Below are 15149 nucleotides of genomic sequence, written 5' to 3' on the forward strand. Positions count from 1 at the left end.
ACTACTAGTTCAAAATATCATTTAATAATTGTTCACGTATCTACTTACTTTAACGAGATACTTTTTATAAATAAGATACTAAAAAAGTCAGGTTAATACACGTGATTAACCTGACCCTAAAGTCTTTCTTAATTATTTTGTCGTAATTTTTGCACTAATTGCAGTTCTGGTGTAACTGACATCGTTGTTTGTCCTTCAAAAATAACGAATCCTGGTTTAGAACCATTTGGTTTTCTTAATCGTCGGACTGGTAAGTAATCTACCGGGACATTAGCTGACTCTCGTGCTTTTGAAAAATAAGCTGCCAGCATCGCACCCTCATACAAAGTTTGTTCTGTCGGTTCATTATCATGAATGATAACGTGTGATCCCGGAATATCTTTTGTGTGCAACCAAATATCAGATTTTGCTGCAGTCTTCATAGACAACCGTTCATTTTGCAAATTATTTTTACCAACTTCGATCAATGTACCATCTGTGGCGTGGAACTTTTCAGGTTGACTAACCTTTGGCTTCTGCTTCTTCTTATGTTGCACGCGTAGATAACCTTCTTGTGTTAATTCTTCCCTAATTTCAGCTATATCCTTAGGTGAAGCAATATCAATCTGCGCCAATAAGGTTTCGAAATAATCAACTTCTTGTTGCGCTAACGCAATCTGTGAATTCAAGTATTTCACAGAATTCTTTAGCTTATTGTACTTTGTAAAATACTTTTGAGCATTCTGAGAGGGACCCATTTGATTAGACAAAGTTATTTTTAATGATTTATTATCATCATAATAATTAGGTAAAGTTATTTCCGTCATCCCACGCTTAATTTGAGACATGTACGTAGTTAATAGCTCACCTTTTACACGATATTCGTCAGCGTGATCAGCTTTCAACAATTCATTATTTTGCTTCTCAATTTTTTTCTTATTCTTTTTCAATTCATTACGGACGGTCCTTAAAACAATGACCGCTTGTTGCTGCACACGATCATGTTCAGACTTTTCCGCAAAATAAGCATCTAATAGCTCACTTAATGATTCATATGTTGTTGTATTACCGGAAACTGTTATCCAATTAAATGGCGTAAAAGCAACCCCACGCTCCGTCGTAATCAATTCTGGCTTTGGCTTATTAAACTGGTCTAACCAAGCTGTTGCTAGTGCCAATGCATCACCTGATTGTTGCAAAACATGGGCTAGTTCATTTGCTGAATCATGGGCAAATCCTTGAAACTGCTGTTGAATGTTTTTAGCTAAATCGTCAACTTTCGGATTATCTAAAATAATGTTAGCTAAACCATCTAAACTCTTGAATGGATTAATAACATTTTGTTTAGGTGGTAAAACATAGGTTCCACCAGGCATCAATGTACGCACACGATTCTGATCAGCCGGTACATGCTTGATTAGGTCAATAATACGCTGCGTTTTTTCATCAACCAGAAATAAATTTGAATGACGACCCATCATCTCTAAAATTAATGTTGTTTGTTCTTCATCCCCTAGTTCATCACGGCCTGAAGTAACCAGTCTAATAATACGATCATTTTCAACCTGCTCAACTTTGATTAGTCTTGATCCTTCAAGATGCTTACGAAGCATCATAGCAAAGTTTGGTGCAGTTTGTGGATTAGTATATTTGATTCTTGAAATTTGAGCCCGGGCAAATGCTGGATGCGCACTCAGTAAGACTGGAAAATTTTGTCGATTATGTCGAACTATTAAAAATATTTCATTAGCATATGGTTGATGAATTTTCATTATTCGGCCACCGGCCAAAGTCTCATTTAATTCTTGCACCATTGCATGTGTAAAAAGTCCATCGAATGACATATTAGTTATCAATCCCCTTTCAGACTATAGCTTTGATAAGAGTACTTGTGATTGTTTTTCATCTTCAGCCAATTGGTCAATAAGATCTTGCACATTACCAAATTTTACCTCACCGCGCAAATAGTGATGCCAACGAACTTGAACATTTTCACCGTAAATGGCACGACTAAAATTAAATAAATTAATTTCAACGGTTTTCGGTCTATTTTCACCAAAAGTCACATTGTACCCAATCGAGGCCATCCCAGGATACCATGTTTGACCAATCTTCATTTCTACTACATATACACCAACCGCTGGCAATCTCTCGCCTGGTGTTGTTTCAACATTGGCTGTTGGAAATCCGAGTTCACGTCCACGTGCTTCTCCATGCACAATGACCCCAGTCGTTTCGTATGGGCGCAATAATATATGTTTTAGCGTATCTAAACGACCGTCATCAACCATCTTTCGCGCAAGGGTTGAGGCACTTTCTTTACCGTCTACATTAACCTGTTGCACCTCAATAACATCAAAACGGTTTTGAGCATACTGTGGTAAATGTTTCATGTCCGCATTTTCAGGCCCATAGGTATGATCAAATCCGGCAACCACCGCCTGAGCATGTAATCCTACCATATATTGGTCGACAAAATCTTGTGGCTTTAATTGCGCAAATTCAGATGTAAAGTTAACGACATAAGTTAACTCCACACCAAGTTCTGCTAATAATTCCAATTTTTTAGGTAATCTAGTTAGATAAGTCAGAGGCTTATTATATGTTTTAAATGCAATCGATGGATGATGATCATAAGTTAAAACGGCTAACTTGGTTCCCCTTTTTTTAGCTTCATCGGCTGCACGTTTGATAACCGTACGATGACCAGCATGCACACCGTCAAAAAAACCCATTGCTAAAACAACTGGTTCTTTTTTTATTTGACTTGCCTCATATGGATGATGCAAATAAATAACTTCCATCATTAAATCCTTCTTCTCTTTGTTTTTTTAGTGTATACATTACACACGCATATTATGATAAGTATAGATTATTCTATTGAAAAAGTTCGATAAGCCCGATATTGGTTTTTATCAGGTCGCCAAGCAAAAACAGATTTCACATCACCTTGATATGTTAAAACAATCTTTTCTGTAATTGGTTCAAATAAACTAGCCGGTTGTCCAATACCGTGCTTGATTCGATCCCATTGTGCATCAGTTAAGGCCACGTGTGGATATTGGTCAACGGCTGTTGACAGGGGCATTAACCAGTCACCTAAAGTACCTTCTTCTTCCATACGTTGTGCAATATCTTCTAAATGACGGGCTTGTTTAATATCATATCCTCCGGCACTGACCCTTGTTAATTGGCCCATCACTGAAGGCACTTCTAACTGTTTACCTAGGTCAACAGCTAGTGTTCTGATATAAGTCCCTTTAGATACCTTGGCTAAAAATGAGAACGTCTGGGTTCCCTTTTTTTCATCAAAAACTGGGTCTGAAGTCATTTTAAATTCATAGATTGTTGCTTCACGCTTTGGGCGTTCAACTGTTTCACCCGCCCGTGCATAATCATATAAACGGCGTCCATTCACTTTCACAGCAGAATACATTGGTGGTACTTGCGTGATGTGGCCAGTTAACTCATGCATTCCCGCAAGTATCTTATCAGAAGGAAATGGCGTTGTGAGTTGCTGTGTCTCGATAACTTCACCATCCATATCCTCAGTAGTTGTTGCAATACCAAATGTGATTTCACCGGTGTAAGTTTTCCCAGTTTCTTGTAAAAACTCTATTGTTTTTGTAGCCTTACCAAGTGCGATGGGCAAAACACCATCAACGCTTGGATCAAGGGTTCCGGCGTGGCCAATTTTTTTCATATTTAAAATACGTCGTAGTTTAGAAACAACGTCATGTGAAGTCATCCCTGCTTCTTTATAAATTGGTAAAATTCCGTCCATATTTCCGCCCCTCATTGTGGATTAATTATATGTATATAAAAAGGGGTTTCGTACCAAAAATTTACTGGTAAAAAACGCCCTTTCATTAATTATTCTCATACGTATTGATTATAAGTATGATTAGTCTTGGTGTAATTGACGAATCAAATCATCAATTTTATTACCATATTGAATAGATTCATCTTTAACAAACTTTAGCTCTGGTGTTTTATAAATACGTAAACGAGACCCTAATTCTTTACGAATTAAGCCGGTCGCCGCATCAAGACCTTCCGCAGCTTTTTTGTTAACTGAAGCTAGTTCTGATAGCACACTATAAAAGACTTTTGCTTGTTGTAAGTCACCCGTCACCTCTACACCAGTAACAGTAACTCCCTCAATACGTGGATCACGAATTCGCTTTAATAATAAATCATTAACTTCGCGCTGAATTTCTTGTTCTAAACGACCAACTCGAAAATTTTGTTGTGCCATATTAATTTCCTCCCATCAATATGCATTGTGAAATCAATTAGCGTGGAATTTCAACCATTTCGTACGCTTCAATCATATCACCAACTTTTTCATCATTGTACTTTTCAATCGTTAGACCAAAGTCATAGCCATTCTTGACTTCCTTAACATCGTCCTTGTAACGACGTAATGAACCAATCTTACCATCAAAAATAACAATTCCGTCACGAATCAAACGAACTGATGCATTGCGAGTAATCTTTCCAGACATTACCATACCACCAACAATTGTACCGACCTTTGATACCTTGAACAAATCACGGACTTCGGCAGTACCGACAACTTTTTCTTCAAATTCAGGATCTAGTTGTCCCTTCATTGCAGCTTCAATTTCGTCAATGGCATTGTAAATGACACTGTGCAAACGAATCTCAACCTTGTCTGTATCAGCTTGTTGCTTTGCTTGTGGTGTTGGACGTACATTGAATCCAACGATAATTGCACCAGATGCTTCTGCAAGAGTAACATCTGATTCATTAATAGCTCCAACAGCAGTGTGAATAATGTCAACCTTGACACCTTCCACATCAATCTTATGGAATGAACCAGCTAGTGCTTCTACTGATCCTTGAACATCGGCCTTGATAATAACTGGAACAGACTTCATTTGCTTCTCAGCCATCTTATTGAACAAATCAGATACAGAGACAATATTATTACGGTTACGTTCTGCAATCACCGCACGCTTAGCACGTTCTTCACCGGCTGCACGTGCTGTCTTTTCATCTTCAAAGACCACAAAGCGATCTCCGGCTGATGGCACATCATTTAATCCTGTAATTTCTACAGGTGTTGATGGCAAAGCTGACTTAACACGACGACCACGATCATTAGTCATTGTTCGAACGCGTCCATAAGTGTTACCAACAACAATTGGATCACCAACATGCATTGTTCCTTGTTGTACCAATACGGTTGCGACCGTTCCACGTCCCTTATCAAGACGAGCTTCAACAACAGAACCAGCTGCACGCTTGTTAGGATTTGCCTTCAATTCCAAGACATCGGCTGTCAAAAGAATCATTTCTAGTAATTCGTCAATATTTTGTCCAAACTTGGCTGAAATATTAACAAAGATAGTATCTCCACCATATTCTTCAGGAACTAATTCATATTGCATCAATTGGTTGATAACATTTTCTGGTTTTGCACCAGGCTTATCAATCTTATTAACGGCAACAATAATTGGTGTTCCTGCTGCCTTGGCGTGGTTAATAGCTTCAATCGTTTGTGGCATGACACCATCATCAGCAGCGACTACCAAAACAGTAATATCGGTAATATCTGCTCCACGTGCACGCATTGCAGTAAAGGCTGCGTGACCTGGTGTATCCAAGAATGTCACAACACGATCATTTAACTTGGCTTGGTAAGCACCAATATGCTGGGTAATACCACCAGCTTCACCTTCTGTAACGTGTGAATTACGTAGGTAATCTAGCAAAGTTGTCTTACCATGATCAACGTGCCCCATGATGGTCACAACTGGTGCACGAGGTTCCATATCTTCACTGTCTTCTTCTTCAACTTCGAAGAATTTATCCAAGTCAGCAATATCTACTTCAACCTTTTGTTCAACATCAATACCGTAATCAGCAGCTAATAGTTCAATCGTGTCAGCATCCAATGACTGGTTTTGATTAACCATGACACCTAACATAAATAATTTCTTAATAATTTCAGTTGCATCACGATGAATTAATTTAGCAATATCTTGCACGTTCATTCCAACTGAATAGACTAGCTTTTCTGGTAATGGTTGGTCCTTACGTACTGTTGGTGCTGGGCGATGCTCGTTATTATTACGATTACGTCCTTGATTTTTCTTGCCGCGTCGATTATTACGATTGTTGCGGTTGTTCCCATTATTATTGTTGAAACGACGGTTTTTGTTTTGTGAATTACGGTTATTATTACGTCCACCATTGCCATCATTAGCATTATTTTGTTGTGGCTTTTGCTTATTGTGTTGTGGACGAGAAGATTTATTATCTACTTGCTTTTCGTTGTTATTATGGTTTGCACCCTTTTTTGGTGCTTTGTGTTCAGTTGTCTTGGCCTTTGCTGAGCTATTATTCTTTTTAACAGCATTAGTCAATGTCTTAACTGCTTTATCATCTAGTGTAGACATGTGGTTTTTAACCGACATGTTTGCTTTATTTGCAATTGACACTAAATCCTTTGATGAAACATTTAAGTCCTTTGCCAACTCATAAATTCGCTTGGTCATATAACTTCCTCCTAATTATCTAAGTATTCTCGCATTTTTTTAGCAAATCCTTGATCAGCTATGCCAATCACCGTTCGTGCTAATCCAGTTGCATCTGCCAATTCTTGACGAGTTAATGTTGTTGAGAATGCAACGTTGTAACTCGTTGTTTTATCCGTAAATTTCTTTTTACTTGTTTGACCACCATCTGATGCAAAAAAAACTAAACTTACTTTGCCAGAACGAATTGCATTCAACACTAATGCTTCACCAGTAACTAATTTGCCCGCACGCCTAGCAAGACCTAATAAGTTTAATAATTTTTGCTTACTTTGCATCGCCAAAAAGCTCCTTACGTGCTGCTTGATGATCAACATATACAATCAAATCATCATAAAACTTTTCTTCAAGCTTGGTTTCAAATACTTTATCAAAAATACGCTTTTTCTTAGCAGTCTCTGCCACTTCGACAGATAGAGAGATGTACGCACCACGTCCATTTGCTCGATTGGATGGATCTAAGATGACATCGCCTTCAGGTGTCCGTACAATACGCACAAGTTCCTTTTTAGGTACCATTTCACCAGTAACAATGTCTTTACGCATTGGAATTTTACGTGGCTTCATATGCGTTACCTCCTATTCTTCTGAATTATCGTCTAATTCAATTTCTTCGTCATTATTTTCATCAGTAACAGTCTCTGTTGATTGATTTTCCATTTCAGCAATTGCTTCTTCACGTGCTGACTCTGGTTTAATATCAATTTTAAATCCAGTTAATCGGGCTGCTAAACGGGCATTTTGTCCGCGCTTACCAATAGCTAATGATAATTGATAATCTGGAACCAAAACCGTTGCTGCACGGTCGTTGTTTGGATCAAAAATAACCTCAACGACTTCAGCTGGGTTCAATGAATTCTTAATAAACTCAGCTGCATCTTCAGTCCATTCAACAATGTCCATGTTTTCACCAGATAATTCAGTGACAACAGATTGCACACGAGCACCCCGTTGTCCAACCATCGTTCCAACTGCATCTAGGTTCTCATTATGAGAATAAACAGCAATTTTTGAGCGGTCGCCCGCCTCACGAGCAATTGACTTAATCTCTACAGTGCCATCAAAAACTTCAGGAACTTCTGCTTCAAATAGTCGCTTAACAAGATCTGGATGTGTACGAGAAACAAAGACTTGTGGACCCTTTTGCTCATTTTGTACTTGTGAAACCAATACCTTAATTTTATCACCCATTTGGTAGTTTTCACTAGGCATTTGATCATTTGGTTTCATTGCTGCCATTTGATTACCAGGCAAAATGATGTACAAGTAACGTGAGTCTTCACGCTCTACTTCTCCGGTGATGATCTCATCTTCATATCCAACAAAGTTATCATATACAACACCACGCTCAGCTTCGCGTACTTTTTGCATAATAATTTGTTTTGCAGTCTGTGCAGCTAGTCGACCAAAATCCTTTGGTGTAACTTCAAAGCGAATTTCATCACCAACTTCATAGGCTTTATTTAATTCTAACGCTTCTTCTAAACTAATTTGTTCATATGGTTCTTCAATTTCAGCTACAACTGTCTTAACAGCAAACACCTTAATGCTACCTTTTTTCTTATCGAATTGTACTTCGACATTTTCAGACTCGTCATAATTCTTTTCATATGCCTTCTTCAAGGCTTCTTCAAGTGCTTCAATTAAAACTTCGGCTTTGATACCTTTTTCTTCTTCAAGTGCATCAAGAGCTGATACTAATTCCTTACTCATTTTTGTTTCTCCGTATTTTTAAAAATCATTCGATTGTCGTGCTTGTGCAACTGCGCGACGTGGAATAGTCAATTCGTTATCAGACTCATCAGTGATGATTAAACTTTCTGGTGTAAAATCACTCAATTCACCCAAAAACTCTTTACGACCATCAATCTTCTGATAGGTCGAAATATGAACCAACTTATGGTGAGCCCATTCATAATCTTCTTCGCTAGTCAAAATACGATCTTGACTAATAGATAAATGAGCTTGTTGAATGTTGTCTAAATCAACCTCAATTAATTGATGTTTTGTTTTTAACAGTACGTCCATTGTCAATGTATCATCCGCAAATGAAACTAACTGACCAGTGAACTTCTCAAATCCTGCAATCGGATTATTCAAATCCACCTCAATAAATCTACCAACTGCCCATTTAAAGTTTGCTGGTTGCTGTAATTTTCTGTCAGCACCTGGAGATGAAACATCAAGAAGATAAGCCTGTGGGAATGGATCTGGAGTAATCTTATCTAGTTCGTTACCAATCAACTCGGTTAACATTACTAAATCATCCATATTAATTTCTCCGTCAACACGGTCTACAAGTACACGAAGAACAAAATCGCTGTCCTGCTTTTCATACAAAACATCCCAAAGATCAAAACCCTTTGTAGCCAATACGGGTTTTAAAATTTCTTGTACATTCTCTGTAACTTTTGCCATTTTAACCCTCCCTTCACGCAACAATATTCGCTCGATTTAATAAACTCCTTAAAAAAATGAGCGGCCGAGAAAAAATCCGGCCACTCAATTAAGAGCATATTCATTAACAAACCTAATAATAACATGAATCTATGTTATAGGCAAGTAACTGCACATCCTACTTTAATTCATCATAAAGTGATCAATAAAGATTTTAGCAACATTGAAATAAATAACAACGGATGTTAAATCGGACAATGTTGAAATAAATGGTCCTGATGCAACAGCAGGATCGACACCAATCTTATCCATAATCAATGGAATAAAAGCACCCGCTACATTAGCAACTAAAATAGCAACTCCCATTGCCAAGCCAACAGCGATGCCCAACAACAAGTTGTTTTTCCAAACCAAGATAACCAAGAAAATGGTTACTCCGGCAAGCACACCAATCAAGGCACCTATTAAAATCTCAAATAGTAGCGATTTCAAGGTCGACTGTTTTTCTTGCAAAGCAATTCGCCGCACTGCAACGGCTAATGACTGGGTACCTGCATTTCCGGCAGTACCTGTTATCAATGAAATAAAAACAGCTAGCACTGAGGTCTCTGCAACCAAATAATTATAACCATCAATGACAGAAGCTGTTCCCATCCCCAAAAAAATCAGGCCAATCAACCAAGGCAACCGTTTCACTGCGGATTTAATCGGATTGTCTTCTATATTAACAACGTCAACACCGGCAAGTCGTGAATAATCTTCGGCTGCCTCTTCATCAATAACGTCAACAATATCATCAACAGTGATCATTCCAATCATTTTTTCCTTAACGACTACTGGAATAGCAACAAAATTATAATCAGCCATAATTTTGGCGACCTCTTCCTGATCATCAGCAGGACTAACTGTAATTAGATTTGTATCCATCACTTCAGAAATTACCGCTGCATCTGGCCACACAATTAACGACTTTAGAGAGATAACACCAACCAATACACCATCATCATCAAGAATATAGATGTAATTAATTTGCTCTGCCTCTTGAGCAACTTTCTTTACCTCTACCATGGCTTGACTAATCGTTAGCCGTTGATTAATAGCGATAAATTCCGTACTCATCAAAGAGCCGGCTGTATCATCTTCATACTTCAAAAGGCGCTTAATTTCTTCAGCACTTTCTTTAGGCATTAACGATAGGTACATCGCTAGTTGTTTCGTATCCAAGTCGGACATCAAATCAACAGCATTATCGGTATACATCTCAGCTAACATTTCTGCTGCATAATGTGGTGACATTTCAGATAATAGGTCATTAAAATCAACATCTTCAGGATCTATCTCATCAAAAATATCCGCTAACTCAACTGGCTTCAACCAATCAATAATTTGCCGTCTTAACTGCGTTGTCAAAGAAACGTAAAAGATTGCCTGGTCAAATGTATGCAATTCATCGAAACTATCTAAAAAAGCATCTTTGTCATTATTTTCAATATAATGAACTAAATAACGGGCTTGTTCTGATAATTCATCACGCATGTCTTCTGTTAATTCTTGTAAAGTTTCCTCCATCATTCACCACGTTCTAAGACTTACTTACCACGTCTGCCGTGGCATTTTCAGTCAAAATTTTCTTTAAATCTTCAGGTAACGGACCCTGTATATGTCTTTGTATTTCACTAAATGGATCATAAAATTCTAGCCAATAAGCATGTAACGCTTGGCGACTAATCCCTCGGTCCATTGGGCCACCATATATTTCATCGCCAATTAATGGGTGACCAATATATTTAAAATGCACTCGAATTTGGTGTGTACGTCCAGTATGTAATTGAACTTTAACTAAAGTTTGGTTAGGCATACGATTAATTACCCAATATTCCGTTTGTGATGACCGACCATCCGGACGGACTTCACGTCTAATAAAATCATCATCCATTCGTCCTATCGGTGCATCGATAAAACCATGATCGTCTGGAACAACCCCATCAACAATCGCATAATAACGCTTGTCAACTGTGTGTGTCTGTAATTGCTTGTCTAATAAACCATGAGCAAATCGATGCTTTGCTAATAACGCAACACCAGACGTAAATCTATCTAGTCGTGTCACAACGTGAGGTACAAGATCCTCTGCACCTTCAGACATTAAATATCCTTTGACACGATTAACCATGGTGGTTTCCCGATCAGCTTTACCTGGTACAGATGTTAGACCTGCTTCTTTATCAACAACTAACCAATTTTCATCTTCATATAAAACTGAAATAGGTAAATTAGAAACTGCAACAACTGCATTTGACTGTTCAGCAGGCATCTTTACCTCAACCAAATCACCAGGCGCAACATCATCAATAGTTCTAACCGGTTTATGGTTAAGCAAAACTTGCCCTCCACCACGCTTAATAATCGCAAACATACGGTGTGACACACCTCGTTGTGCTAAAAATGCTTTTATTCGTAGTGTACTGTCACCTTGATTTTTCCAACTAAAATGGGCCACTTACCTTACCTCCGTTCCAATGAAGCTGCTTTGAACACGATGCCAAAAGTGCATATGACGATATTCCGCAAATTGAATTTTCTGATCAGCAACCTGGAAAGAAATCCAATCTACATTGGAAGATATTTTATTTAAATGATCATAACTAAAAGTAACTGCTGAACCATCATTTTCTAACTGCACTTTGATAACCTCATGGTTACCAATAATCAAAGGTGATCCTAGCGTTCGAAAAACACGACTATTAATTGAAGCTATTTCAGCCAGTTGAATGGCTTGCAGACTAGGATGCATAACCGCACCACCAATTGCTTTATTGTATGCCGTTGATCCTGTTGGTGTTGATGCTGTCAAACCATCTCCGCGGAAACGTTCAAATAATTCATTCTGGATATAAACATCCGCAACCAATGTACCAAGCGGACGTTTAATTGCTGCCTCATTCAAAGCTAGCACATTTTCTTCATGTCCGTCAGTATAATGAATTTTAGCGTGCAAAAGCGGGTATTTAACCGTTTTAGGAGTTGTTTCTTGATTGACTAGGCTTTCTACTAACTCATCTAATTCAAAATATTGCCAGTCTGCATAAAAGCCAAGATGTCCAGTGTGCACCCCAATAAAACGGATTGTATCCAATTGATCAGTGTAATGATGAAAAGCTCCTAGTAATGTCCCATCGCCACCAACTGTGATGACCACTTCAGGCTTCTCATTGTCAAATATGACACGCCCTTCACTTCGAGCAATTAATTTTTCTTTTAGTAAGGAAACTACTGCTCTAGAATGTGGTACGTTATTACTATATACAGCGATTTTCATTTAGCAGCCTTTCTTTTTTTCTATACATTATTATTTGTTGAATTCTCTGATAAACCATTATGGAGTTCAGAAAACAATTCATCTACTTTAATGCTTAGTGCCGCAGCATCTTTCAACTTTTCTTGCATTTCTTCACTATATTCACCATCGTACTTATAGTTAATTGCATGTTCAATAGTTGCCCATACGTTCATTTGCATCGTTCGAACTTGAATTTCTGCTAATACCTTTTTTTCACCAGTAATTAACTGCACTGGGTACTCGATAACAATATGATATGATCGGTATCCGGATGGTTTTTCATTTGTCACGTAATCTCGCTCTTCCAAAATCACAATGTCTTTTCGTTTACGTAACATATCCACGACACGATAAATATCCTCAGTAAACTGTGTCATGATTCGAACACCCGCCAGGTCTTCCATGTCCTGTTCAATTCGGTCCATACTAATATGGCGTCGAACAAGTTTTTCCTCAATAGCGGGGATAGCTTTCACACGTCCTGTCACAAATTCAACTGGTGTCTGTACCCCTTGTAATTCAAATTCTTGGCGCATGCCACGCAATTTAACCTTTAATTCGTCAACTGTTTGAACATAAGGTTGTAGTAGTTTTTCCCACTCATCTTGTGTCATTTTAGTTCCCCCAAAAATTTCATTAGTATCCCTGTTATTTGTGTTTCGTCACCAAAAATCAAACCAACCTGATGTAACCACTACCATAGAATACAGTAATCGATGATATAAGCAAAATATTATCGTATTCGCTGTGAACATTATATAATCAAATCAGCTTGATATAACAAATAACACAATGCTTTAATTTTACAATTACTAAAGAGTTCTTACCAGTACTATTTAATAAATAATCCGCATTTGAAAACTCAATTTATGCAATTTTTCACTAAAAGGGTTATTCTTAGTTCTGTTGTAAAAAAGAAAATCATGTAGACACACTAGCAATGATAGCGTACTATTAACGGGTATGCATAAAAACGTTTTTTGGAGGTTGTCGCTTGTTATGTTAGAAGTGTACCACTTCGTCACACCACTCTCGGCTGAAAGTATCACATCAGAGAAGCTGATTATGAGTTATTTTGAAGAAATGAAACAATTCGTTTCCTATAAAATGATTCCAATCGTCACTATGCAATCAGTACGAGATACGTATCACGAATTAAAGAGCAGTTCCGTAAAAACTAATTACGCAACTGTTGCAAATAATTTATCACAATTAGTATTAGATACAAAAGCTGTCCAATCACAAGGACGGAAAGCTGCACGATCTTTTTATTTAAAAATGCAAGAACATCTGTTGGCTAATAAACCTTATTCTGAAAAATTAGTTCTATCAACGATTGAAGAATTAAATTTAGACGAATCACTTTTTTTGGAAGATTGTCATACAGCAGCTACTTTGGCTTCATTAAGAGATGATCAAAATATTGCTGCAAATATGGGAATCAATACTTATCCAACAATGGTTGTCTATAATTCAGCTGACAATAAGTATGCCCTTCAAACCACAGACTTTTCATCACAAGGTCTGGCAAATATCTTTAGTTCATCTGTCACCCAAAATACAAACAATGCCACTCTTCACTTAGTTAGTTATGAAGAAGGTAGTAATTAGGATGCCGAAAGGCTAATACTTAAAGACACATAAAAAGATCACGATAAAACAGTTTTAGTTAGACTGTTTTATCGTGATCTTTTTTTATTACTGCTTTATTAGATGTCTACTTAATTCAACTATATCTTTTACATTACCGATCAAATTCAAATTTCAACCCTGGTACAGGTTGTAAATCACGCGTGTAAAATTGCACGATAAACTTTTCTGGTTGTACTGTCAAAATTGCGTATGTCCCTTTGAGATAAGCATACGGTCCCTTAGGTAGCGAAATTGATCCAGGATTAATAAATAGCTTCCCATCAATCTTTTCAGCACCCAGCATATGTGTATGGCCTGACGTGACAACCTCGACATCTTTATTTGATACAACTTCTCTTAATTGATTGAGTGATAGTTCAGTATGCACCAAATGACCGTGTGTTTGATAAATTTTAATAAACTCGTCTTCATAGTCACGATCATCTGGAAACATTGAATCATCATCCATATTTCCAATCACTGGTAGTAACGTATCAAATAATTCATCTGAACGTTGTAATTCAGAATCACCATTATAAAACATTGCCCGCACGTGTCCCTTATAATGAGCAATAATATCAGCTAGAATTTGTCGATCACCGTGTGTATCAGATACAATTAAATAATCCATAATTAATCCTCCCACCAATCTTTAAATAGCGTCATAAATTTTCTCAAGGCATTTCCTCTATGTGAAATGTTATTTTTTTCTGTGGCCGTCAGCTCAGCAAAACTTCTGTGCAAAGGTTCATAATAAAACAATGGATCATAGCCAAATCCGTCTGTTCCCTGTCCTTTGAACAAAATGCTTCCTGTAACTGCACCATCAGCTTCAATTTTTTCTCCTGTTGGTTTCAAACCAACAATCACCGTATGGAATGTCGCTGTTCGATTTTCCTTCTCAACATTAGCTAATTCAGTCAACAATTTTTTATTATTAGCCAAATCATCATGATCACCTGCATAACGCGCAGAGTGAACACCAGGTGCACCATTTAATGCATCAACACTTAACCCGGAATCATCTGCAACGACTGGCAGCTGATAAGCAGCTGCAATAATTTTTGCCTTAATAGTTGCATTATCAGAGAACGTCAATCCATTCTCATCAATTTCAGGTACATTATCTAAATCATTCAATGAAATAACTTCTACACCAAATGGTGATAAAAATTCACGAAATTCATGTATTTTACCCTTATTCTTTGATGCAAAAATTAATTTAGTCATCTTTT

The 15149-nt window shown here is 37.5% G+C and carries 16 protein-coding genes; 1 reads left to right on the forward strand and 15 read right to left on the reverse strand.

The window, feature by feature from the left end:
* Positions 1-128: 128 nt before the first annotated feature.
* From FOL01_RS06270 to FOL01_RS06330, 13 genes are all read right to left on the reverse strand, one after another.
* A complete protein-coding gene (locus FOL01_RS06270; protein WP_075269848.1) occupies positions 129-1823 on the reverse strand; it encodes an NFACT RNA binding domain-containing protein in 1695 nt (564 codons plus the stop codon).
* 24 nt (positions 1824-1847) lie between these two features.
* Positions 1848-2783 (reverse strand): riboflavin biosynthesis protein RibF, encoded by a 936-nt coding sequence (gene ribF, locus FOL01_RS06275; RefSeq protein ID WP_075269849.1) that lies wholly within the window; start codon positions 2781-2783, stop codon positions 1848-1850.
* Positions 2784-2851: 68 nt separating this feature from the next.
* Positions 2852-3763: a tRNA pseudouridine(55) synthase TruB gene (gene truB / locus FOL01_RS06280; RefSeq protein WP_075269850.1), complete on the reverse strand. Its 912-nt coding sequence runs from the start codon at positions 3761-3763 to the stop codon at positions 2852-2854.
* A 120-nt stretch (positions 3764-3883) separates the two neighbouring features.
* Positions 3884-4237: a 30S ribosome-binding factor RbfA gene (rbfA, locus tag FOL01_RS06285; RefSeq protein ID WP_075269851.1), complete on the reverse strand. Its 354-nt coding sequence runs from the start codon at positions 4235-4237 to the stop codon at positions 3884-3886.
* Positions 4238-4274: 37 nt separating this feature from the next.
* Positions 4275-6506 (reverse strand): translation initiation factor IF-2, encoded by a 2232-nt coding sequence (gene infB / locus FOL01_RS06290; protein WP_075269852.1) that lies wholly within the window; start codon positions 6504-6506, stop codon positions 4275-4277.
* 11 nt (positions 6507-6517) lie between these two features.
* The gene (locus tag FOL01_RS06295; RefSeq protein WP_075269853.1) at positions 6518-6823 is read right to left on the reverse strand and encodes a YlxQ-related RNA-binding protein; all 306 of its coding nucleotides are present in this window, start codon (positions 6821-6823) and stop codon (positions 6518-6520) included.
* Positions 6813-7112: an RNase P modulator RnpM gene (gene rnpM, locus FOL01_RS06300; RefSeq protein WP_075269854.1), complete on the reverse strand. Its 300-nt coding sequence runs from the start codon at positions 7110-7112 to the stop codon at positions 6813-6815. Before rnpM ends, FOL01_RS06295 begins: the two co-directional genes overlap by 11 nt.
* 12 nt (positions 7113-7124) lie before the next feature.
* Positions 7125-8258 (reverse strand): transcription termination factor NusA, encoded by a 1134-nt coding sequence (nusA, locus tag FOL01_RS06305; RefSeq protein WP_075269855.1) that lies wholly within the window; start codon positions 8256-8258, stop codon positions 7125-7127.
* 18 nt (positions 8259-8276) lie between these two features.
* The gene (locus tag FOL01_RS06310) at positions 8277-8963 is read right to left on the reverse strand and encodes a ribosome maturation factor (protein ID WP_075269856.1); all 687 of its coding nucleotides are present in this window, start codon (positions 8961-8963) and stop codon (positions 8277-8279) included.
* A gap of 162 nt (positions 8964-9125) precedes the next feature.
* A complete protein-coding gene (gene mgtE / locus FOL01_RS06315; protein WP_075269857.1) occupies positions 9126-10511 on the reverse strand; it encodes a magnesium transporter in 1386 nt (461 codons plus the stop codon).
* A gap of 13 nt (positions 10512-10524) precedes the next feature.
* Positions 10525-11442, reverse strand: coding sequence for an RluA family pseudouridine synthase (locus tag FOL01_RS06320; RefSeq protein ID WP_075269858.1), 918 nt, complete (start codon positions 11440-11442; stop codon positions 10525-10527).
* Positions 11443-12261 carry an NAD kinase gene (locus FOL01_RS06325; protein ID WP_075269859.1) on the reverse strand — a complete coding sequence of 273 codons (819 nt, stop codon included), beginning with the start codon at positions 12259-12261 and terminating at the stop codon, positions 11443-11445.
* A 20-nt stretch (positions 12262-12281) separates the two neighbouring features.
* The gene (locus FOL01_RS06330; RefSeq protein WP_075269860.1) at positions 12282-12896 is read right to left on the reverse strand and encodes a GTP pyrophosphokinase; all 615 of its coding nucleotides are present in this window, start codon (positions 12894-12896) and stop codon (positions 12282-12284) included.
* Between the two features lie 385 nt (positions 12897-13281).
* On the opposite strand from FOL01_RS06330, the gene FOL01_RS06335 reads away from it, so the two are divergent.
* A complete protein-coding gene (locus FOL01_RS06335; protein ID WP_075269861.1) occupies positions 13282-13893 on the forward strand; it encodes a DsbA family protein in 612 nt (203 codons plus the stop codon).
* 133 nt (positions 13894-14026) lie between these two features.
* Here the strand turns inward: FOL01_RS06335 and FOL01_RS06340 are convergent, their stop codons facing one another.
* Entirely contained in the window at positions 14027-14545 is a 519-nt protein-coding gene (locus tag FOL01_RS06340; RefSeq protein ID WP_075269862.1) for a YfcE family phosphodiesterase, read from the reverse strand.
* Positions 14546-14547: 2 nt separating this feature from the next.
* A complete protein-coding gene (locus FOL01_RS11340; protein ID WP_237342615.1) occupies positions 14548-15144 on the reverse strand; it encodes an XTP/dITP diphosphatase in 597 nt (198 codons plus the stop codon).
* Positions 15145-15149: the final 5 nt, after the last annotated feature.

The organism is Weissella thailandensis, assembly GCF_001932615.1.
Lineage (GTDB): Bacteria > Bacillota > Bacilli > Lactobacillales > Lactobacillaceae > Weissella > Weissella thailandensis.

What these genes read in the sequence shown, in the direction of transcription:
- FOL01_RS06310 (WP_075269856.1), bottom strand. Translation starts at nt 8,963, where the DNA reads ATGGCAAAAGTTACAGAGAATGTACAAGAAATTTTAAAACCCGTATTG.
- nusA (WP_075269855.1), bottom strand. Translation starts at nt 8,258, where the DNA reads ATGAGTAAGGAATTAGTATCAGCTCTTGATGCACTTGAAGAAGAAAAA.
- rbfA (WP_075269851.1), bottom strand. Translation starts at nt 4,237, where the DNA reads ATGGCACAACAAAATTTTCGAGTTGGTCGTTTAGAACAAGAAATTCAG.
- FOL01_RS06340 (WP_075269862.1), bottom strand. Translation starts at nt 14,545, where the DNA reads ATGGATTATTTAATTGTATCTGATACACACGGTGATCGACAAATTCTA.
- ribF (WP_075269849.1), bottom strand. Translation starts at nt 2,783, where the DNA reads ATGGAAGTTATTTATTTGCATCATCCATATGAGGCAAGTCAAATAAAA.
- infB (WP_075269852.1), bottom strand. Translation starts at nt 6,506, where the DNA reads ATGACCAAGCGAATTTATGAGTTGGCAAAGGACTTAAATGTTTCATCA.
- mgtE (WP_075269857.1), bottom strand. Translation starts at nt 10,511, where the DNA reads ATGGAGGAAACTTTACAAGAATTAACAGAAGACATGCGTGATGAATTA.
- FOL01_RS06270 (WP_075269848.1), bottom strand. Translation starts at nt 1,823, where the DNA reads ATGTCATTCGATGGACTTTTTACACATGCAATGGTGCAAGAATTAAAT.
- FOL01_RS06330 (WP_075269860.1), bottom strand. Translation starts at nt 12,896, where the DNA reads ATGACACAAGATGAGTGGGAAAAACTACTACAACCTTATGTTCAAACA.
- FOL01_RS11340 (WP_237342615.1), bottom strand. Translation starts at nt 15,144, where the DNA reads ATGACTAAATTAATTTTTGCATCAAAGAATAAGGGTAAAATACATGAA.
- truB (WP_075269850.1), bottom strand. Translation starts at nt 3,763, where the DNA reads ATGGACGGAATTTTACCAATTTATAAAGAAGCAGGGATGACTTCACAT.
- FOL01_RS06325 (WP_075269859.1), bottom strand. Translation starts at nt 12,261, where the DNA reads ATGAAAATCGCTGTATATAGTAATAACGTACCACATTCTAGAGCAGTA.
- rnpM (WP_075269854.1), bottom strand. Translation starts at nt 7,112, where the DNA reads ATGAAGCCACGTAAAATTCCAATGCGTAAAGACATTGTTACTGGTGAA.
- FOL01_RS06295 (WP_075269853.1), bottom strand. Translation starts at nt 6,823, where the DNA reads ATGCAAAGTAAGCAAAAATTATTAAACTTATTAGGTCTTGCTAGGCGT.
- FOL01_RS06335 (WP_075269861.1), top strand. Translation starts at nt 13,282, where the DNA reads ATGTTAGAAGTGTACCACTTCGTCACACCACTCTCGGCTGAAAGTATC.